Source organism: Treponema phagedenis, from assembly GCF_008153345.1.
Taxonomy (GTDB): Bacteria; Spirochaetota; Spirochaetia; order Treponematales; family Treponemataceae; genus Treponema; species Treponema phagedenis.
In genome coordinates, this window is the sequence record NZ_CP042818.1 from 3,145,581 (window position 1) to 3,167,398 (window position 21,818).

A 21,818-nucleotide genomic window follows, 5' to 3' on the forward strand; every position below is an offset into this window, starting at 1 on the left:
TTGTTACTCGAGCGTAACTGTTTGTATAATGTTTTCGCAATAAAGTACCGCAAGGGTGTTCCCGTTAAAAAAGTATACATCCTTATCCGCACAATGATATACAGGCTTTCCGTAAAAAGCTTCAAAACTTGCCCTTGTGTCGCCGGTGCGAACATCTCCCGGCAAACTCACCGGAGATTCCCGCTCCACCGCAATCCCGAATATTTGCTCAACACTATCATAGGTTGAAAGATACACTTGTACATTCAGATTTGCATACACCCATCGCTCTACCGCAAAATTATATATAATAGAAGAAGGTTTTCCCCAATGCTCAAGGAGTTTATCGGTGTTATCTTTCAGCTTAATGTTTCGTAAAACAAACGGCTGTCCTTGTGTTTTCGGATACAGCATCGCCTTCATCTCTTCCCGTATTTTTTCCGCTTTTACCGTCTCTCCAAGCCCGAGCAACATTTGTGCATAATTATAACTGATAAGACGCATATCCGTTTCTTTCGGCATGGAAACTTCCATCTGCTCACGAGAATTTGTACTGCCGCTTTGTGCATTCAGTTTTTGCATAATCGCTAAAGCTTCAGTGTATGAGGTACCGCTATAATATAACATAGTTGCAAAATTTGCCCGTGCGGTAAGGCTGTCGGAATCTTTTTCAAAACCGGCGGCATTCTTCGCTAACCGCAAAGCGAGGGCAGCTTTTTCGGAAGATTCAAACAAAAGTCGTGCATAAGCGCTTTGCATTCCGTATTCGGGCATATCGGCAAGATATGTTTGATACGCATTAACCGCAGCATCATAATACCCTCTACTTCCGGCAACGGCTTTTCGTGTCGTTGTCTTAAATTTCATCTGTGCATTTTTACCGGCTGCTGCCAAATTCTCATACAGAGAACGCAGTGTTTTTGCGTCGTTGCAGGCAAGCGGCAAAAAATGAGCGAGCTCCAAATCTTTTACTGAAAGAGAATTAAGCCAAGCTTTATGGAGGGCAAGAGCTTGCAACCGTTCAAAATAAATATTGTGAGGGAAACGCTTTACCAAACCTTGTATTGTCTGTACCGCATCGGCAGTTCCGATATTTGTTTGCAAAGCAAAAAGAATATCGGAAAGATCTTCGGCTAAGAAAAAAACAGAACTTGTATGTAAAGCGGTCAATCGATCAGGTATATTTTGCTGCTCATAAAAGGAAGAAAAAAACTCTGCATTATATGAATCTGTTTGAATATCTTGCAAACGCTCTAACCACGTAACAAAAAGCGAAGGTGAATATCCCGCAAGTTGCAATAAAGCTTGTGTAAGCCTGTCCGAATATTCCTGCACGGCGGGCGCATGCACGGCATATACCGACGGACGTTCAAAGTGAAATGCAAAACGCGCAAGCGCATCAGCTAAAATAGGTGCAATAAAACGCTCTCTTTCACTATTAAAATTACGTGCAAGGCGAGGTGTGGACATTACCGCCTGAAATAACACTGTGTCCGCATAATCCAACAACCCGGTAGTAAACACAATTGTTCCGTCAGGATACACCGCGCACCGAGCTTGCGGCGCATTAGAAATAATACAACGCATATCGCCTCGATACAACTCGGTTCGTCTAATTAACATGCACATTGTTGTCTGAAGCGCCTCATACCAATCACCGATTGAATCCGCCGGCACCTCATTTTGCAAGGCTTCATCAATCTCCTTTTGATACAACCGCTTATGCGCCTCATCCTTCGGGCTTGCCCCATAAAGCAAAATCATCGCAAAAACCGCAACAAAAAAACATACAAGCTTTTTCTTCATTGTACAAAAATACCACAAAAAAAGAATAAACTCAATCTCGCTTTATTCGTAAACACTTGCACACGCACGCTATTACCGTTTATCTTCTTTATTCATAAAAAGAGTCCGACACAACGGTTTAGTTTTTGACGTCCTTGTCAAAAACTAAACCACGAGTTTTGAAGCTTTGCAAATAGTTTTGCTCTAAAACATCGTTGCTGTTTGGAACCACGGGCGTCCGTGCCCGTTCTGAGTTTTGCCGTCCGTGGCAAAACCAAACCTTGCGAGTTTTAAAGCTTTGCAAATAGTTTTGCTCTAAAACATCGTTGCTGTTTGGAACCACGGGCGTCCGTGCCCGTTCTGAGTTTTGCCGTCCTTGGCAAAACCAAACCTTGCGAGTTTTAAAGCTTTGCAAATAGTTTTGCTTTAAAACATCGTTGCTGCTTGGAATCACGGGCGTCCGTTGCGGTTCTGAGCTTGACAACGGTGGGCAAACTTACCATAGGGCGAAGTTTTGAAAATTTACTGTAACTTCGCCTACGAGTTTTAAAGCTTTAATTTTACAGTTTTATATTGATGCTTTAAAACATCGTTTAGAATTTTGCAACGGTGAGCAATTTACCATCCGTAAAGATTTCGGTTAAAGTGCCGGCACCGTCCGTTTTAAAGCTGTAAAGCGGGGTAAGTGCCGCGGTGATACTTGCATTCTCGTTAAAGATATGTTCGCCGTTTAAAGCTTCGCTTGCAGACTCCAATTTCCAAGAATTAAGTTTGTAACCACTTTTTTTACGTTCAGCTTTATTTCGGCAATTTCTTTTACATTTCTGTTTGTTTTTACGGTAAGAATAACCGTGTCAGGCTCGCGTGAGGAATTACAACTTGTACAAATGGCAAGCAGCAAAAACACCGTCATGGCGATAACCGCCGCTTTTTTCATCATTGTTTTCATTAGTATTCCCCCGCCTTCGGTTTTGAGTTTCGCTCGATTAGTACGGTGTTACCTTGCCGCCAAAGTTACACGGCTCCTCCGTTACCAAGCTTACTTTTGCTTTAGGAACCCTTACTTCCTTACAGGTATAATTGTAAACTTTACCTTCAGAATTCGATTCGCTGTCTTCGGCATTATTGGATGAGTCCATATACATTTCATTGCCAAAAGCATCTTCTCCAATCGCTTCAATGCTTTTAGGCAAAGTAATAATCGCATTTGTGCAGCCGAAAAATGCTCTGATTGCGATTGTCTTTAGCTCGGTGCACTTTGAAAGGTTTATATCCGGTATGCTTTCACAGTAAGCAAAAACCTCTTCTCCCATTTCAGCAAGGTTTGCCGGCAATGCAAGCATACCTATCCCGTTGCAATCGGAAAAAGCTCCGTCCCCGATTTTTTCGAGCTTACCGCAGCGTGAAAGGTCAAGGCTTTTTATATTCCGGCAGAGGATAAAAGCGTAATTGTCAATAAGAACGAGCGTCTTTGGCAGTTTAAGCTCCTGTATGCTTTCAGCACCTCTAAAAGCATTTTTCCCGATACCGATAATTTTTTCCTTGCCTATTTTATCCGGAATTACAAGTTTTACCGGAGGTGTGCCCTTATACCCGGTAATAAGCCCCTTCCCGTCTGTCTCAAAATTACCATCGGTCGAACTTTTTTGAGCAAACCCAAAACTTCCTCCAAGCAGCAAAAACACCGTCATGGCAATAACCGCCGCTTTTTTTATCATTGTTTTAATTGTTTTCACCTCTTATTTTACAATTTTTGTTTTAAAAATTTTAGCTTACACACCGTACATGATAACGCAGTATTATGCAGAAAACAAGGACTCTGATGAGGAAATTTTAAAAAATTCTAAGCGGTGCGGTTTTACGCTTTTAAATACTCAAACGTTTTTTCGGCTTCAGACTCGGTAAAGGGGTTTTGCGAAATTATTTTACCGTCTTCCATAAGGAGGAGTTCGTCGGCAACGAGGCTTAAAAACTCAAAGTCATGGCTGATAATAAGGATGAGTTTTTCAGGGCTGCGGATTGAGTTAATAAGCTCAGCGGTTTCTTTCATGTGAAAATAATCCATGCCGGATGTCGGCTCATCAAAGATGAGGATGCGCGCTCCCGAGCTTACGGCGGCTCCAATTGAAACACGCTGTTTTTGTCCTCCCGATAAGCTTAAAGGATGGCGGTCTTTTAATTCCGTAAGGCAGAGCGCAGAAAGAATTTGTTCAATATCAATTGAGCTATCGGTTTTGTTTTTGCCGAGTTCCAGCTCATCGGCGACGCTTTCTGTAAAAAGCTGATAGCCGACATCCTGCATTACAATATACGAAAAGGTGAGCCGCTTTTTGGCTGAAAGTTTTTTAGAGCTGAGCTTTTTAGATTCGGACGTTTTTGAAGTGCAAGTTTTATCGCTAAAAAACACCGCATCTTTATTTCCCTTTGTTAAGCCTGCAAGGCAATGCGCAAAGGTGGTTTTCCCCTGCCCGCTTTTTCCCGCAAGGGCGATAACCTTTCCGAATTCAAGCTTGAGGTTTTCAATTTCAATAGTGTTAATTTTTTCTTTTGGAAATCGGTATCTAAGGTTCTTGATGTAAAGCTCAGTACAAAGCTCTGTGTTTTTGTCATTCAGGTTTTTTTCGCTGCCTTCGTCGCTGCCGTTTTCGAAAGTTTCGGTTTTATGGTTTTTCGGTTTGCAAAAAACATTGGATTCAAAGTTAATAGGACGCAGCAATAATTGTTTTCGCTCATCTTCCGTAAGTGAGGAAAATTCATTTGCGGAAAAAGTTTGCGCAATTTTTCCGTCTTTAATAATGAGAGCTCTATCGATTACGTCTTTTAAAAAGTACAACCGATGCTCGCTGATAATCAATGTTTTTCCCGCCTCTTTTAGCCGCTTTAAAACGGCAGCTATTTTTTCAATATAAGAGACGTCCAAATTGGAAGTTGGCTCATCAAAGAGTAAAATATCGGTATCGGAGGCGAGGGCTGATGCAATTGCTATCATTTGTTTTTCGCCGCCTGAAAGCTGAAAAATACTGCGGTCAAGTAAATGTTTTATACCCAAAAAATTTGAAACCTCTGTGAGCCGCTCGTGCATTTTTTCAAAAGGGGTTCCCATATTCTCAAGAAAAAAAACTATTTCCGAAGTGGTGTCCAAATTAAAAAACTGCGATTTAGGGTTTTGTAAAACTGTTGAAGCTTTTTTTGAAATTTCGTAAATGGGCTTATCCGAAACATTTTCTCCGCATATTTTTATTTCACCTGAAAAACTGCCGGCATGATAATGAGGGATGAGCCCGTTCATAAGCCGCAAGATTGTTGTTTTGCCGCAGCCGCTTATGCCGGTTAAAAGAATGCACTCCCCCCTTTCAACTTGAAGCGAAACATTGTTTATTACCGCAGCGTCTTGCACTCCGTTTTCATACTGAAACGAAACATTTCTAATTTCCACAATTTTTTCTGCCTTATCTTTTTCTACCATAGCCCTACCCTTGTTCCGATTACTAAAACAAAACCCGCAACAATATACATGGAAATAAATACATCCGCACTTGAAAACTTGGCAGACTTGTATCGTACTTTTTCGCAACCCGCATCTACGCCTTTTATATGCGCCGATGCGGCAAGCTCGTCCCCAATTCGGGATGCGGATGCTAAAAGCGGCACCATCACATATTCAAGCATTAAAAGCGGTTTTTGAATAACATGAGAGGCATTCAAGCCGATGCCGCGCATTTTCATTGCATTTTTAATATGGGTGTATTCTTCGCTTAAAGTCGGGAAAAACCGCAGCATCACCGAAATTGTAATAACCAATGATTGCGGCAATTTCAGTTTTTCCAATGCGCTCATCAAAAGCCCTACCGGCGTTGAATCTATTAAATACTTTCCCGCAACAATCGGAAGCATGAATCGGCGAATCATAAAAGTAATCTGAAAAATAACATTCGAAACAAAACCATTGGTTACCGGCAAAAATGAAAGACAAACCAGTATTAAAAAAAACAGCATAAGCTTTATTGCCGATTTTACCTGTCCGTTTGTAAAAAATAAAAACGCCAATAAAAGCATGTTTAATACTTCAACATAAAGCGGAACCATAACGGTTATGGACAGCCCCATGCAAAAAGTTAAAAATAATTTTGTTCGCGGATCAAGTACAATTTTTTTCATTTATGTTCTTCCATTGGGTTGCCTGTATTGCCGGCATTTTTATTACCAAAACCCTTATTGCCGCCGTGTAAAAGGCCCCTAACTGACGGAATGCAGCGGTTAACGCGTTTGCAATAATCTTGATACTCTTCGCCGTACTGCTGTAAAAGCCATTTTTCTTCCGTGTATTTCATTAGAAGAGTAAGATACAAGAAAAAAATCGGCGGCAAGAGCAAAAGATACCAATTGCAAAACAAAAGCAGCACACCCGTGCACACAAATAAAAATGCCGAATAAATAGGATTACGCACAATGCGATACACGCCGTCCGTTACCAATTTGTTCGCAATAATATTTGCATCAATCTTTGAAAAAAATACCGCCGCAATCCAAAGTGCGATTCCAATCCCGATAAAACAAATCCCGGCAATTACGCACGGCACTATAAGCGGTATTTTTCCTCCGGCAATAATCCCTAAACAAGTGAAAAGGCCGCCTGCCGCTGTAATAAGTATAATACTTATTACATAAAGCGGCCCGACACCAAGTAATGGTAAGTGATTTTTTTGCATCTGTTTTATACAAGACCTGCTTTTTGAAAATGCTTTTTTAAAACCTTTGCACCTAAAAGTCCGCCGAGTATCCCGCCAATACATGAGGTAACGTAAAGCATGGGAATAACCCATATCGGAAGACTTGTAAGCTGGATTGCATATTCGGTGCCCATCATTTTTTCGGTTAAGGCATAGTATTGATCTTTTAAAATAAAAATTTGCCAAAAAGGTCCTACGAACCACAACGACATAATGGCGTAACCTGCAATGCTACCCTTAATTGTTTTATACCCTAAAAACTTGCGCACCAACTCCGCAATCGCCGCAACAATGAGTGAGTGTATTGCTACAACAGGCGTATGACCCAACACTGTTGTTAAAACACCGGGCAATGCGGCAAAAATAAAAAGACCAAATGGCTTTTGTATTTTTGCAAGCAAAAACATGCCGAGAATTCCTAAAACTAAACTCGCCGTAAAAGGATAAGCCAAATATGTTACAACTAAAATTCCCAGCGGAGTGCCAACAATAAATAATGCAACAAAATAAATTACTGTAAATATTCCGATATTTACAAAATCCTTTAACACAAGACCTGTTTTTTCAACAGGTTTATTGTTCTGTAAATTTGTTTCTTCCATAAAATAAAGTTCCTCCGATGCTTATGTTAACTATAGTTTACATGAGTGTCAAGAAGAGAGTGTGTGCTTGTATTAAAAAATTCACCTTTTATTTTCTTTAATTGTTTAACGCTCTCTACTTATATCCGACAAGAGCATCAATAATATCGGTGGAGCTGAGGTTCTAAACAAAAATCGATGCATTAAAAGCATAATTTTTTTCAAGTGCGTGTAAAACTCGTAGGTTGATTTTTGACATGGATAGCAAAATCAGCCGGTACGGACGACTGCGATTGTTTACGCAGCTGTAACGGTTTGCCTGCCTTTATCAAAGAATGCAGGGGAAATGAGATGACTTAAAAATCTATTTGAGATTTCAAAAGAATATTACGCTGTCAAACTGCTGCGCTCATTTTGAGCATGTTTTTTTTACTGTGCCGGACTAAAGACAAAACAGACATTTTAGGGTAGAATAATTTTGACTGTATGCGATACGCGGAATAAAGCTAGTATAGCGTTTTGTAATTAACTTCCTGTTATAAAAATTGGAGTATCAACAATAAGAGGCTGCGGATTTAAGCATTACTATGGTAAATTGCTCACCGTTGCGCCGTGTCGGACTCTTTTTTATAAAATTTTTGACGATTCAAATAAGATGTACTAAGAACAGATTAAATTATTAAAAAACGTTATAGTAGTTTGCTCTAACCACAGCATACATGGAGGAAAAATAAGTATGAAAAACAGAACGGTTCCTTTTTTTAAGCCCTCATTTACAACCGAAGAAGAAGAGGCGGTTTGCCGCGTGTTGCGCTCGGGCTGGCTTACAACGGCAAAAGAAGCGCTTGATTTTGAAAAAGAATTCGCGGATTTTGTCGGGGCAAAGCATGCGCTTGCGGTGAATTCAGCGACAAGCGGGCTGCTTCTTTCCATGCATGCGGCGGGTATTACCGCAGGCACAAAAATATTGACCAGCCCTTATACTTTTATATCCACCGCGACAACTGCCTTGCATCTTGGCGGCGGTATTGTGTATGCGGATATTGAACCGGATTCGTATAATATCAGCCCCGAACAAATAGAAGAAAAGCTCAAACGTGACCCGCAGATAAAAGCGATTGTGCCTATTCATATTGCGGGGAATGTGTGTAATATGCGGGAAATAAATCGGCTTGCCAAGCAGTACGGGGTTGCCGTAATAGAAGATGCCGCTCATTCATTTCCTTCAAAGACAGCGCAGGGTTATGCCGGTACCTTAGGCACTCTGGGCGTTTTTTCCTTTTATGCAACCAAGACTATAACTACCGGAGAGGGGGGCATGGTGTGTACAAATGATGATGCACTTGCAAAAAGAATCTCGGTGCTTCGCTCTCACGGTATTAACCGGACAATTTGGGATCGCTATACGGATAGCAAAGCTTCTTGGGTGTATGATGTGAGCGACCTTGGTTGGAAGTGTAATCTTCCCGATATTCTTGCCGCAATTGGCAGAGTGCAGTTGCGGAAAGCGGAAAGTTTTTTCCAAAAGCGAAAAGCTATTGCCGAACAATTCAACAAAGCTTTTTCTCAATATGATTTTTTGCAAACGCCGCCCGACGGGGACGGAAACGCATGGCATTTATATCTTTTGCGCCTTGTGCCTGAAAAAATTTCCGTAACGCGGGAAGCTTTTGCGCAAGCTTTGCAGGAAAAAGGCTTGGGGATTTCGGTTCATTTTATACCTCATTTTGAATTTACCTATATAAAAGAACAGCTCGGCGTGCAGGCAAAAGACTTCCCGCAGGCGGCGGCAAAATACGCAAATACCATAACCTTGCCGTTTTGGCCTGATATGAGCGATGAAGATATTGCCTATGTGATTGATACGGTTATTCAAACAGGAAAGGAATTTGCGCGATAATGTTCCGTTCGATTCTTATACGATTTTTTACTATTGTTTACTCTTTTAGTATTGCTCACTCTTAAGGAAGAAAAATGAAAAAGTTTGTTTCCGATATTCATTTTGAAAACGAGTATTTTTCTCTGCTTATCAGATCTCCTATAGCGGAAGGAGTGTTGCTCGGCATTGATGTGCCGGAATTGCCTGAAAACTGTTTTTTTTATTCGGCGAAAGATGTTCCCGGAATCAATAAAATTGAAGTTTTCGGTTCTTCTATTCCCATATTCGCGGGGCCGGAGCTTAATTATAAAGGAGAGTCGATAGGAATTCTTGTCGGGAATAATCTTAAAACTTTGTACGATGTTTCAAAACAATTTGTTATTCGTGCACAAAGTACGCCAACCGAAGAATTTGAAAAACCGATAGACTTTTTTGATTATCCGAAATTTGCCCATGAAAGCCGTTCATACAATAATGCTGACGGAATCCTGGATTCTGCGGATACAATAATATACTCTTCTACCGTATTTGAACCGCAATATCATTATTTTGCAGAACTGCCGATTGTCAAAGCTTGTCCCGGCAATAAAACACTCTCAGTATATGCAAGTTCTCAGTGGGCTGCTCATGTAAAAAAGTCTGTGAGCGAAGCTCTTAAAATGCCCGAAAAAAATATAGACTTTTTTTCACAAGCCGAAGGAGAAGCTCTGGATGGAAAAATCTGGTTTCCAAGCTTAATGGCGGCTCAAGTTGCAGTTGCCGCGTGGCTATCGGGGAAGCCTGTTAGCTTAGGTCTTTCTTTAAAAGAGTATTATGCATTTGCCCCCAAAACTCCAAAAATAATTATCCAACATAAAACCGCTCTTTCAAAAAACAATGAGATCGAGGCCATGCGCACCTTTATACTGATAGAGGCGGGTGCGTATAGTCCGTTGATAAAAATAATGATTTCACAGATGCTTGCTGCTGCAAATGCCGACTATTTTATTCCCGCCTATACTATAGAAGCCATTGCGGTAAAATCAAACGACGGGATGACTGATATTTTTAACGGCTGGGGCGGTGCGTATGTAAACAATGCGCTGGAAAAACATATCAACGAAATCTGTTCTCAGCTCAATGTGATGCCTGATGAATGGCGACTAAAAAACATGCAACATGCAGCTGTCAAACAATATCAAAATGCCAAAGCGAGTGCCGCTTCTGTTTTTTCCGACCTTCTAAAAACAGTATGTCAAAACTCCGATTTTTATCGAAAATACAATGTGTATAATTTTTTAAATTCTAAACGAGAAAAAAGGGATCCTCATGCTTGGAGAGGAACGGGTATTGCAATAGGGTTTCAATATAACGGAGTACAAGCGATTATCGATGAAGGCTTTACCTATGCAGTAGAAATAACCTTAGATACAAATAGTAAAATATACGTAAAAACCGATACTATTTCCGAAACAATGCAAAAAATTCTTAAAAAAGATATTGCAAAAAAATTGAGTGTTGAAGAAAATACTATTGTTTTTGAAGAAAAAGAAGCCTCTGCCGCTTCATTGATGACCGCTTCTGCGGAAATAATTATTATTCCCGACCTTATCGACAAATGTGTAAAAACAATTCAAGGACAGCGTTTTAGAAAACCTTTACCGATAACCGTACAAAAAAGATACAGAAAACCGCGTCGCGCAAAAACAAAAGACCAGGCGAAAGATGAGTCCTTTCTTTCAAAAACACCTGCAGCCTGTGCAATAGAACTCGAAATGGATCCTGTGTGCCAAGACATACAAGTAAAGGGAGTTTGGCTTGCTTGTATGCCCGGCGCGCTATATTCAAAACGGGCTGCTTTAACGGAAATTCATAAAAATATAATCACAGCGCTTTCAAAAGTGAATTCCGAAATTATTAGAAAAAAGACAGGAGTTATGCAAAACAATTCTATTATAAATGCAAAGGATATTCCGCCAATACATATTTACTTGCTTGAAAGTCAAAGCAAACCGCTTGGGACAAATATGATTGCCGAAGGAATTATTCATGCAGCCTATCTTTCCGCTCTAAGCCAAGTTTTAATAAATACGGAAAATCACTTAATAATCGCTCCGTCGCTTACGTCAAATGCTGACAACAACGAGCCGCTGGAGGAAACGGAAAATGAGAATTAACTTTAAACTAAACGGAACAGAAATTCAAATGGATGCGAATCCGCATGAGCGGCTTTCAGATGTCTTGCGGCGAGAGTTTAATATTCTATCGGTGAAAGAATCATATCCGTACGGAGAAAACGGTTCTTCCACAATTATACTTGACGGAAAAGCCGTTCCCGCTTGCATGGTTCCCATTTTTTTAGCGGCGAACACGGAAATTATTACCCTGGAATACTTTCAAACACAAAATGAATATAAAGAGATTATAAATGCTTTTAAACAAGCCGGTGTTTCTCTTTGCGGATATTGCAACACCGGAAAAATTCTTACCATTTATACCTTACTACAACAAAATGCGTATCCAAGCGAAGAGGAAATAAAAGATGCGCTTTCAGGCATTGTCTGCAGATGCACATGCATGGATGATATTATCTCTGCAGTTAAAAGAATAAAACCGCAACGCAAAAAGAGATGAAAAATATGGACAAAACTTCAACAATCTACCTGCCGCGAACAATGGCGGAACTTCAAAGCATTATTAAAAATATTTCTAACATACACGCAATTGGCGGCGGAACTGAATTTTTACGTAAACAATATCGAAAAAACCTCTATTTCCCTGAAAGAATTGCGGTATTAAAAAACATCCCCGAGTTGAAATCAATTTCTAAAACGGAAAGAACAATTGACTTTGGGGCAGCCGCTTCTCTGCAATCAATTGTTGATTTGGGAGAGAAAAACATTCCGCAAGCGCTTTACGAGGCGCTTATATACTGTGCAAACCCTGCTATCAGAAACTTAGCCACAATTGGCGGCAATATTGCAAAACTGCGGCCACAATCCTCTACGCTCGCAGTTCTTGCATCTTTAGATGCAAAAATTGAAATACGCACGGCTGCCGAAACTCTCTGGCTACCGATTATTCGTTTTGCAGACCCAAAGTTCACCGATTTGCGATCAAAAAATCACATTATTACCAAAATTCGTATTTCATCCGAGCCTTGGGACTATGTATTTTATAAAAGGATTGGTGGAACTGTCATTTCAAAGAACTCCGCATCTTTTATCTTCCTTGTTCGCCTCCAAAAAAATATTATATACGAAATGCGGCTTATTTTTTCAAATAATAAATTTATTAAAAACAAAGAGTTCAACAATCTTTTTATCGGAAGAACGGTTCCTATTTCCGAAAGAGACATCACCGTACTTATTGAAAAATGCACAGAGTTTTTTCCGGAAAATACTTTTCAAAACAATTATTTAAAAAACTGCTTTTTCAACCTCATTGAAGATTGTTTGTATAAATTAATCTAGACTTGCGATACAATATAATAAAAAGAGTCCAACGGTTTGGTTTTGACGTCCATGTCAAAACCAAACTTGCGAGTTTTAAAGCTTTGTAAATTACTTTGCTTTAAAACGTCGCTGCTGCGTGGAACCACCGCCGTCCGTGGCGGTTCTGAGTTTTTGACGTCCATGTCAAAAACTAAACCTGCGAGTTTTAAAGCTTTACAAATAGTCTTGCTTTAAAACGTCGTTTCTGTTTGGAACCACGGGCGTCCGTGCCCGTTCTGATTTTTGCCATCCGTGGCAAAATGAAACCTATGAGTTTGAAAACTCCTATTTATATAGCTGTGGTAGTTTTCAAACTCAATTCTGCTTGGAACCACGGGCATCCGTGCCCGTTCTGAATGTAATGTTTGCTATTCCTGTTTACAGTGGCTGCGAGTTTAAAAGCTTCAATTTTATAATTTTGTATTGATGCTTTTGAACATCGTTTGAATTTGTTCTGATTTTGACAACGGTGAGCAATTTACCACAGTAATAGGCATAGACACGGCTTTTACCTGAAATACTTTTTTACCCTAAGCGAGTTACACACGGTAAGAAGCGCCAAACCAATATCGGCGAAAACTATAAGCCCAAAGCCCCACAATGCCGATTGCTCCCTGCTCTCCTTTGAATGCCTTTTTTACCTGCTGTGCGCACCTGCGAGTTTTAAAAGCACTTTAAAACGGAATAATATAATTGTTACCTACGGCTTAATCTTCATACGCTATCGGAATAACCATTCTATCTTTTGAAAGAATCGTTGCGGGAAAAACTTCTTGTGCATCCTTTAATATCTTTTTTAACTCATAGTCGGTGTAGCGCGGACTATAATGAATAAGCGCCATTTTTTTGACTTCCGCATCTTTGGCAATTTTTGCAGCCTGCGTGCAGGTCATATGCTTTTTTTCGGCAGCATCTTTTTCCATGCCTTTTTCAAACATTCCCTCACAGACAAAAAAATCCGAATGCTTTACCTCTTCTGCAATTGACGGCAAATACTTTGTATCCGTAACAAAACTGAACTTTCTGCCTTTGCGCGCCGCTCCCATTACCTGAGCTGGCGATACTTCTTTGCCATCCGCGGAAAGCACCGTTTCGCCGGATTGCAACTTTGACCATAACGGCCCGCAGGGGACATTCAGTTGCTGTGCCGCCTCGGGATTAAAAATTCCCGGACGCGGGAATTCCTCAAGCGTATATCCTAAACAAGGTTTCGTATGGTCAAGCCAAAATGCGCGCACATGAAAATCTTCCTGCTCGTACACAACACCCGGCTCGGTAATCTCTTTTATAATAATTTCATAATTGATATACATATCCAACACACGGCGGCTTGTTTCAACATACTCCGCAATTTTCGGCGGACCGATAATATACAACGGATCATCCCGGTCTACTTGCGACGACAGCATAAGCAAGCCGGGCAAACCGGTTACATGATCTGCATGAGTGTGGCTGATAAAAATAACATTGATTTTTTTCCACCGAAGATTAAGCCGCCGCAAAGAAACTTGTGTTCCCTCTCCCGCGTCAAACAAAAAAAGGTCGCCCTCGCGACGTAACAACACCGATGTAAGATGCCTATATGGCAAAGGCATCATACCACCGCAACCTAAAATAAAAGCTTCAAGATTCATTCGGCTTTACTATACCTAAAACAAGCATTTTTTTCAAGCCGGAAATCTCTTGGCTTAAAACAAAAGCATGCGAAGAAAAAATTGTACATTCAAAAAACAGTTTCCGATTTTGATTTTACACTTGCCACTTAGCTTTATATAGATACAAATTATTCGGGCGTTCCCCTTCGCACGGTGTTTTTAGTTTTTGGTTAACACCGCGCGGAGGGGCGGCGTACTACGGGCTCCGGCTATCGCCTGCGGCTCTTTTTGCGCTATTTTAGGCGCGCAAAAAGGATCCGGCTTCGCACTTTTGACAAAGTGCTCGCCGCCCTCCGTCCGCCTAACGCAGTTCTCTATCACGCAAACTCTACGGTAATCCGTATATTCGGTTATAGTTAAAACTAAAAAATCTTTCTTTCAAATTTTAACTTTATATTTATCAATCCGATTTTAACGGATACCGTCAACTAAACAGGGATTCAAAGTAGCGCTGTCGGCTTGTGGTTTTATCAGCTATAAAGCGACCGCTTCAAGGTCAAAACCGCGTGGGGCAATAATTTTTGCTTTTATAATGCTGCCGGGTGCAAACGGATTCCCGCTGCGGTCTCGCTGCTCGTCAGTGTAATTGACTACTATCGCGCCGTCAACTTCAGGAGCCTGAAACCATGCGCGTCCAATGGCAACCTTTGAATCGCCATCAATTTCAGCATTTTCTATTATTTCTTCTATTAAGATATCCGTTTCGTAGCCGCAAAAAAACTGTAGAGATTCTTGGGTAATTTCGGTTTGCAAGTCCTGTAATATACGTAAGCGTTTTTCCGCAAGCTTTTTCGGTACTTGTGCGGGTAAATGTTCGGCTTTTGTGCCTTCTTCTTTGGAAAAAACAAAAGCGCCCGACCAAAGACTTTTCAAATTTGTGAGAAAGTCTTCTGTCTGCTCAAAATCAAAGTCGGTTTCGCCGGGGAAGCCGGTTAAAAATGTTGTTCTGAAAACAGTTGTTTTATACGGGCTTTTTGCTTTACGAAAAGCATTTCTGATAGTGTCCGCCAGTTCTAAATACTTTTCTGCGCTTCCTCGTCTATTCATAAGATGCAGAATATTTGCCGAACCCGATTGAAAAGGAAGATCAAAATAAGGCAAAAAGCGACTGTCCTGTGTCATAATTGGCAGGATGTCAAGCGGAAAATTATCCGGGTGAATATATAAAAGTCGCACGCGAAAATCGCCTTCCAGTGCGGAAATTGCCTGCAAAAGCTCTGCTAAGCCCGACTGCTTTTTCGGGAATGTTTGTTCAATGCTTTTTATAGAACCTTGCGGCTTTGTGCCGAAATTATACGCGGTTTTTTTGCTGCCCTGAAAAGCAGCTAAGTCTTGTCCAATCAGATTAAACTCATAACAGCCGGATTTAATAAATTGTTGTATTTCCTGTACACAATCCTCAATCGGTCTGCTGCGCAGGTTTCCGCGAATAAGCGGAATTGCACAAAAACTGCAACGATGATTACAGCCTTCGGTTATTTTAATAAAAACCGAACGAGGGAAATTCAGTATTTCCGGTCGAATTCCGCAAGAAATTCCCTTTTGCTCCGGCACCAGCGCCGGACGATAATCTTTTTTCGTATTAGTAATCATTTGATGCACAATTTTCGGTAGTTGAGATAAATCTCCGTTCCCGAAAAAGGCATCAGCTTCAGGCAACTCTTGTTGAAATTCCTCCGCATAGCGTTCTGCAAGGCAACCGGCAAGGAGGATTTTCGCATTCGGATAGCGGCTGCGCGCGGAAATTACCGCTTCAATTGATTCAAGCTTTGCAGCTTCAATAAAGCCGCATGAATTGACAATGATAATATCAGCTGTTTCAGCGGATTTTGCACGAACCCAGCCTTCTTGTTGTAAAATTCCAATCAGGAGCTCTCCGTCAACCTGATTTTTCGCGCAGCCGTGCTGGTCAAGGAAAAATTGTTTAGTCAATATCCATTACCACAAACTTAAATCTGCCATCATCATCTTTAATCCATTTAAGATCTTTTACGATGACTTCTCCCTGCTTGCTTACTTCTATATCAACCGTTTTTCCGCCTGCAACAATTTGCAGTTTAACTGCATTTCCGTTTGATGCCCAAATTCTGATTCCGTTATTCGCCTGCACTGTGAGCTGTTCATTTTTCTGGTAATATCGTTCTTCACGCCTTGATTTATCCACTTCAAACCTGAAAAGGCAGTATCCGCGGAAAGTTGCATTCATCGTTACAGGATAAGCGTATCCCGCTTCAAATAAAACCTTATATTTTACGCCGGCAGCACTTCCGGTTTGATCGGAAACAGTTAAATCGGTTTGTGCGGTAATGGCAGACTGATCGGTATGGGTTTCAATTGACTTTCCGGTACGTACCTGAATCAGAGCTCCGTTTTTCTCGTTATGAATATCAATATCTTCAACCGAAAATTGCACGTCAGGGTGCACATCCATATTAAAGTCCATCAAGCTGCTTTCTCCCAATTTGATAATTTGTGTTCCGATCGGAGTATCTAAATAAAGATCAGGAGAAGTTTTTTCAACAACAACTTTATATTCCGTCTCGCCTGCGGTAATTAATAAGGTATCTCCGACAAAAACCTGCTTTTCAAATTTTTCCTCTTTTATGGTGTAAACAGCCGGTTCTCTTTTAGTTGCAATAACTTCTGATGTTTTTTCTCTTTCACCTTTTGATTTTGGATGTCCGGAAATTTTTAAAAAGATAAAATAGCCGCATCCGCCGATAATTGCCAGAATAATACATACGATTAAAGCTTTTATAAACGGCTTCGGTATTGAAATTTTTTTCTGAGGTAGTAAAGCTTCCGGCGGTAAAGAAGTTTCCTGTATCTTTACCTGTTTATATCGTGTTACAAACTGGTCTGCATTAAGTCCCAAATATTCGCAGTAATTTCTTAAAAACCCGAGAATATAAGGCTCTCCGGGAAAAACGCTGTACTCATCGGTTTCAAGAGCTTCCAAATAGCGTTTCGCAATATTGGTTTCTCTTGCAGCCTGCTCTAATTCAATTTGTTTTTCTTCTCGAGCTATTTTTAATAACTCACCTATATCTTGCATATAAAACCTCTATTAAAAAAACCTTCATAAAAACCGTATAAATAATCTTCACGTCTAAAAACAACCTACTCAAGAAATAAAAAATCATTTAAAATATTCGCCGTCTGAGGTGCATCGTATAAAAACCGTGTATCGGGGATCCCCGTATTAAGGCGATAATTGCTAAAATCAAACGTGATTTTATTTCCGGAAATCGGCCACGCTTCAACTCTCCGAATAAGTTTTGTGTCGGGGCTTATCATTAATCGTATCGTTCTGAACGTCTCAACAGTTGTTTTTCGATTAAGAGAAAGAATTACTACCATTTCCGAAGAACCTTCCTGCAAAGGAACCGGAGAAGAACCTGTTTCATAAGCGATGGTATATGCGGAACGCATAAGTGAAAGCCCCTGCGGTGTTGCAAGAGACGCACCGCCGCTTGAACTTTTATCCACTGTTTGCGATAAAATAACCCGATATGCGGGCAAATAAATGGTAAGAGTGTCTCCGGTGAAAACAATCGTTTGCTCTGCCGGATTAGAGAATTCTATCTTAAGCCTATTCGGTCTTTTAAAACTTACAAGTCCGCTCATAACCTGTGCTCGGGAAGTTGTTCCAATAGTCATCGTTAAATTTGCGGTATAATCACTGATTGATTTATACCTATCAGAGACAGAAGAAAAGAAAACTCCTGCCGTAGTGATTTCCTGCGAAAACACTCCCAAAAGAGCAAAGATAAAATATAAAGAAAAAATTAAGAAGAATTGCGGCTTTTTCATTCTTTATAGTAAATCAAAAAAAAAGGGAAAAGTCAATGTACTGTTTCTTTCTTTATACTACTTGATAATACAGCCTGGAAAAGAGCAAAATAAAACATACCAGGGTGTTGCGGTTTGAGCGTTACAGTACCATGCTGGAGTTTAACACTTGCGGATCGCTGGCGTACGACAATGTGAAGCGATGGTTTAAACTCGTTGACTTAGTTTTGTCATAAATACAAAAACTTACGTTATGGTGCTGCACAGGCTGCGGCTCTTTTTGCGTTATTTTAAGCGTAAAAAAAGGATCCGGCTTCTCGCTTTTTGAAAAAGCACTCGCTGCCCCCGTATGCCTAAGGCTGTTTGGTTTTTTCGCCGGACGGCAAAATCAGAACTGCCGCTGACGTTAAAACCGGATTTAAGCATCACTATGGTAAGTTTACTCACCGTTGCGTTGTGTCGGACTCTTTTTATAACAGGGAGTTTTTAAATTCAGAGGCTTAGTTTTTTCGCCGGACGTCAAAAACTCAGAACGGGCACGGACGCCCGTGGTTCCAAACAGAAATGAGTTTAAAAACTATCATAGTTATATAAACAGGAGTTTTCAAACTCATAGGTTTCATTTTGCCATGGACGGCAAACAAAACCGTTGTGTCGAACTCTTTTTATAAAATTATGATACACTTCGTATTATTAAAAAGTTTTGCTCTTGCCGTTGCAATGGCTTGTTACAAGCGGTGTTTTTTGGTACAGTGCTTCGGTTCGGTTGTATATCATATTTCACATTGAGCAAAAATTATGAGTACTGTTATAGAAGATTTTAATACGATTGTATCCGCTTTTCAAATTGAGGGGGAGCTGCTTACCGCAAAGCCCTTCGGCAACGGGCATATTAACGATACCATTCTTTCGGAGTTTAAAACCGGCACGGGGATTGTGCACTATATTCATCAAAAAATAAACACGTCTGTTTTCCCGCAGCCGGAGCAGGTAATAGAAAATATTGCGCTTGTTACTGCGTGGATACGGGAAAAGCTGGTGCAGGCAAACGCCGATGATATTGACAGAAAAACATTGACCCTTATTCCGGCAAGGGACGGAAGCCTTTTTTACAAAAGCTCCCGGCAAGGATTTTGGCGCACGTATTCTTTTATCGAAGAAAGTCGCTGCATAGAAAAGATTGAAACTGCGAACCAAGCCTTTGTGCTCGGTGCCGCCGTTGGAAATTTTCAGAATATGCTTGCCGATTATAATAAAAAACCGCTTCATACCACCATCAAAGATTTTCACAATATGCGGTTCAGATATCATCAGCTGGAAACCGCAATACGGCGCGATCCTGCGGGAAGAGCTTCTTCCGTGCAGAAAGAAATCGCATTTTTACTTGCACGTAAAAATGCGATGATGGTTCTTACCAATGCTTTGGAAAAAGGATTGGTGCCCGAACGTATTATCCATAACGATACAAAATTGAATAACCTTCTTTTTGATGCAAAAACCGGAGCGGTGCTTTGCCTTATCGACCTTGATACGGTTATGCCCGGAACTGTGCTTTTTGACACCGGCGATATGATCCGCACCGCCTGCACCACCGCCGAAGAAGATGCGCCCGAAGATACAGTTGCATTTAATACTGAATTTTATGCCGCACTGATCGAAGGCTATGTATCTTCGGCATGCTCTTTTTTAACCGAATACGAAAAAAGCCTTATACCGGTTTCGGGAAAAGTTTTAACTACCATAATGGCGGTGCGTTTTTTAACCGATTATTTGAACGGCGATGTGTATTACAGGATAACCCGCCCGCAGCACAACCTTGACAGAAGCCGCAACCAGATCGCCTTGCTGAAATGTATGGAAAAAATTATTCCCGATTTTTAAACACGCAAACCATACACAAGCCTGCAAAACCGCCGCTCTTTTGATTTATATTGGCAGACACTCTTCCCACTGTGCGAAAAACCCCTCCGCTACTGCAGCGTTCTTTTAATACAAATTATAAACAATTTAAAAAAGAGCTTGGGCGAACCCTTAAATTTTCTACCTTCGGTTCGCCTACGATGTTTTGCCTGTTTACCTAAAGCCACTCAGGCAAAACATCGTGTGCCGCAACGGTGAGCAATTTACCATAGGGCGAAGTTTTGAAAATTTACTGTACCTTCGCCTACGATGTTTTAAAGCTTCAATTTTACAAAATAGTGTTGATGCTTTAAAACATCGTTTGGAATTTCGCAAGGGTGGGCAATTTACCATAGGCAGAGTTACTCGCCAACCGCAGCGGGGCAGGTTTAAATCAAATTGCCGCGTTTGCCGGTTTTGCCCCAGCAAAGCCGGAGCAGTTGTTGTTTACAAAGCCTCTTTTCGGGGGCTTCACTCCAGTCATTCCTCCTCGCCTCAAAGAGGCGGGACAAGTTTTTTCCTGAGTTTTCCCGTACCGAAGTTAAGGGGTATACACCTCAATATACGGTGGGTTATTCTTGTCAGTATTCTTCGTATACTGTGAATCTTCTACCATCTGTTTGATGGTGCTGTTCGGCACTCGCACTGCTTTACAAAGTGACGTTGTATTATCCCTATCTCCGAAAGCTTTCACGTCTATCTTTGTTATGCTTTGAGGCAGCGTAATAACCGCCTGCGTGCAGCCGTAAAAAGCCCCTCTCCCGATGGTTTGCAAGCCCTCAGGCAGCGTAAGTGCCGTTATACCGCTGCAGCCGTAAAAAGCCCCTCTCCCGATGGAGGTAAGTTCAGTACATTTGGAAAAGTCAAGTTCGGTAAGGTTGGTACAATCCGAAAAGGCTCCTTCGAATTTTTCGGAATTGGAGTTCCATGTTCCGGTTTCAATTGTTTTAAGGCTTTTGGGGAAGATAACTTTTTGTATGTTTGTTTTTTCTGTAAATGCGTCCTTGCCAATACCTACAACCGGTTTTCCGTCTATTTTTTTGGGTATTTCCAGTATTGCAGGCAGCTCTCCGTCGTAGCCGGTAATGGTAAGTGCTCCGTTCGTTTCAGTCGTTATAAAATTTTTGAGCGGTGTCGGTGCAGGCGTTGTTCCTTTCGCCTTTGAAACGGCTACGATAATAGTGTTGTCCTTAAATTCATAAGCATCCGGAATTGCCTCTGTTTTGCCTTCAAGCGTCCATTTGTCAAACTCGTAGTTTGGTGTAAAGGAAGTTGGAACTGTAATCTTTGCTTGTACCGTTTCCCAACGCTCTCCCTTGGTAACCATAAGGCTTGTCATCGGTATGGCGGTGATATTTGAATCGCCTTTGACGGTTATGGTAACCGTAGGTGTTGATGGCGTTCCCGCTTCTTTTGATACGACAAAAATAGTTGTGTCCTTTGTAAAGACATATCCATCGGTTATGTACTCCCCGTCTTTTGTGCTTACTCGGTAAGAATCAAGTTCATAACCTTCTGTAAACGTTATTTTAGCCTCGGCCTCCGCTTTTATGTCAGCCCACTTTTTACCCGTTGCCGTCAGTGTAAACGGAACGCCTTTAACATTCGCATCGCCTTGTACCGTTACGGTAATTTTAGACGGCGTAGATGGCGTCAAACCACTGCTTCCGCCGGAGGGAGTAATCGGCTGTTCGTGACAAGCGGTAAGCCCTCCGAGAATACCCAATGCCGCAACTGCCAATACGGCAACCAATAAGGACTTGTGTATCTGCATAAGTCCTTTTTTTACGATTGATGAGTTTTTCATCATGCGCTCCTTCTTGCAATTTCCTTATATTGCAAATAATGTGGTTACAAAAAGCGGTTGCTTTTTGTATGGTAAAAACTCTTTGCCGATGCGTACACCACGACAAAGATATCCAAAGTGTTTTAGCAGACCGGTATAGCGCATCTGCGGTAAAACAAAAAAACCTTGCAAATGCAAAACGAAAAAGCGCATGCATAGGCAAGGTGTTGGATTCAAAAATAAAAAGTATATTGTATAG

The 21,818-nt window shown here is 41.1% G+C and carries 17 protein-coding genes; 5 read left to right on the top strand and 12 right to left on the bottom strand.

Annotated elements, in window-relative coordinates:
* Positions 1-3 precede the first annotated feature (3 nt).
* The 7 genes from FUT79_RS13900 to FUT79_RS13930 all read right to left on the bottom strand — a co-directional run bounded on the left by FUT79_RS13900 (position 4) and on the right by FUT79_RS13930 (position 7,096).
* Entirely contained in the window at positions 4-1,785 is a 1,782-nt protein-coding gene (locus FUT79_RS13900) for a hypothetical protein (protein WP_024752759.1), read from the bottom strand.
* Between the two features lie 709 nt (positions 1,786-2,494).
* Positions 2,495-2,713, bottom strand: a complete 219-nt coding sequence (locus FUT79_RS13905; protein ID WP_002700654.1) for a hypothetical protein — start codon at positions 2,711-2,713, stop codon at positions 2,495-2,497.
* A 37-nt stretch (positions 2,714-2,750) separates the two neighbouring features.
* The gene (locus FUT79_RS13910; protein WP_148889758.1) at positions 2,751-3,500 is read right to left on the bottom strand and encodes a leucine-rich repeat domain-containing protein; all 750 of its coding nucleotides are present in this window, start codon (positions 3,498-3,500) and stop codon (positions 2,751-2,753) included.
* Positions 3,501-3,622: 122 nt separating this feature from the next.
* Positions 3,623-5,230, bottom strand: a complete 1,608-nt coding sequence (locus FUT79_RS13915; RefSeq protein WP_052335732.1) for an ABC transporter ATP-binding protein — start codon at positions 5,228-5,230, stop codon at positions 3,623-3,625.
* Positions 5,224-5,922: an energy-coupling factor transporter transmembrane component T gene (locus FUT79_RS13920; RefSeq protein ID WP_024752755.1), complete on the bottom strand. Its 699-nt coding sequence runs from the start codon at positions 5,920-5,922 to the stop codon at positions 5,224-5,226. Before FUT79_RS13920 ends, FUT79_RS13915 begins: the two co-directional genes overlap by 7 nt.
* Positions 5,919-6,473, bottom strand: coding sequence for a methyltransferase family protein (locus tag FUT79_RS13925; RefSeq protein WP_002700661.1), 555 nt, complete (start codon positions 6,471-6,473; stop codon positions 5,919-5,921). The genes FUT79_RS13920 and FUT79_RS13925 overlap by 4 nt, the downstream gene beginning before the upstream one ends.
* Positions 6,474-6,478: 5 nt before the next feature.
* A complete protein-coding gene (locus FUT79_RS13930) occupies positions 6,479-7,096 on the bottom strand; it encodes an MptD family putative ECF transporter S component (RefSeq protein ID WP_002700662.1) in 618 nt (205 codons plus the stop codon).
* Positions 7,097-7,811: 715 nt separating this feature from the next.
* Between FUT79_RS13930 and FUT79_RS13935 the strand changes: the two genes are divergently transcribed.
* The 4 genes from FUT79_RS13935 (at position 7,812) to FUT79_RS13950 (ending at position 12,406) form a co-directional block, all read left to right on the top strand.
* Positions 7,812-8,975 (top strand): DegT/DnrJ/EryC1/StrS family aminotransferase, encoded by a 1,164-nt coding sequence (locus FUT79_RS13935; protein WP_002700663.1) that lies wholly within the window; start codon positions 7,812-7,814, stop codon positions 8,973-8,975.
* Positions 8,976-9,049: 74 nt separating this feature from the next.
* Positions 9,050-11,110 (top strand): molybdopterin cofactor-binding domain-containing protein, encoded by a 2,061-nt coding sequence (locus tag FUT79_RS13940; RefSeq protein ID WP_024752752.1) that lies wholly within the window; start codon positions 9,050-9,052, stop codon positions 11,108-11,110.
* Positions 11,100-11,567 (top strand): (2Fe-2S)-binding protein, encoded by a 468-nt coding sequence (locus FUT79_RS13945; protein WP_002700666.1) that lies wholly within the window; start codon positions 11,100-11,102, stop codon positions 11,565-11,567. Before FUT79_RS13940 ends, FUT79_RS13945 begins: the two co-directional genes overlap by 11 nt.
* 5 nt (positions 11,568-11,572) lie before the next feature.
* Positions 11,573-12,406, top strand: a complete 834-nt coding sequence (locus tag FUT79_RS13950) for an FAD binding domain-containing protein (protein ID WP_039915723.1) — start codon at positions 11,573-11,575, stop codon at positions 12,404-12,406.
* 728 nt (positions 12,407-13,134) lie between these two features.
* Here the strand turns inward: FUT79_RS13950 and FUT79_RS13955 are convergent.
* The 4 genes from FUT79_RS13955 to FUT79_RS13970 form a co-directional block, all read right to left on the bottom strand.
* Positions 13,135-14,061 (bottom strand): ribonuclease Z, encoded by a 927-nt coding sequence (locus tag FUT79_RS13955; protein WP_002697628.1) that lies wholly within the window; start codon positions 14,059-14,061, stop codon positions 13,135-13,137.
* 495 nt (positions 14,062-14,556) lie between these two features.
* Positions 14,557-16,017, bottom strand: a complete 1,461-nt coding sequence (locus FUT79_RS13960; protein ID WP_039914672.1) for a MiaB/RimO family radical SAM methylthiotransferase — start codon at positions 16,015-16,017, stop codon at positions 14,557-14,559.
* Positions 16,007-17,137, bottom strand: a complete 1,131-nt coding sequence (locus FUT79_RS13965; RefSeq protein WP_148889759.1) for a helix-turn-helix domain-containing protein — start codon at positions 17,135-17,137, stop codon at positions 16,007-16,009. Before FUT79_RS13965 ends, FUT79_RS13960 begins: the two co-directional genes overlap by 11 nt.
* A 65-nt stretch (positions 17,138-17,202) precedes the next feature.
* Positions 17,203-17,895, bottom strand: coding sequence for a LolA family protein (locus FUT79_RS13970; RefSeq protein ID WP_044634984.1), 693 nt, complete (start codon positions 17,893-17,895; stop codon positions 17,203-17,205).
* Between the two features lie 777 nt (positions 17,896-18,672).
* Here FUT79_RS13970 and FUT79_RS13975 point away from each other — a divergent pair.
* Positions 18,673-19,755, top strand: a complete 1,083-nt coding sequence (locus FUT79_RS13975; RefSeq protein WP_044634985.1) for a phosphotransferase enzyme family protein — start codon at positions 18,673-18,675, stop codon at positions 19,753-19,755.
* 559 nt (positions 19,756-20,314) lie between these two features.
* Here FUT79_RS13975 and FUT79_RS13980 read toward each other — a convergent pair.
* Positions 20,315-21,583, bottom strand: a complete 1,269-nt coding sequence (locus FUT79_RS13980) for a leucine-rich repeat domain-containing protein (protein ID WP_148889760.1) — start codon at positions 21,581-21,583, stop codon at positions 20,315-20,317.
* Positions 21,584-21,818 lie beyond the last annotated feature (235 nt).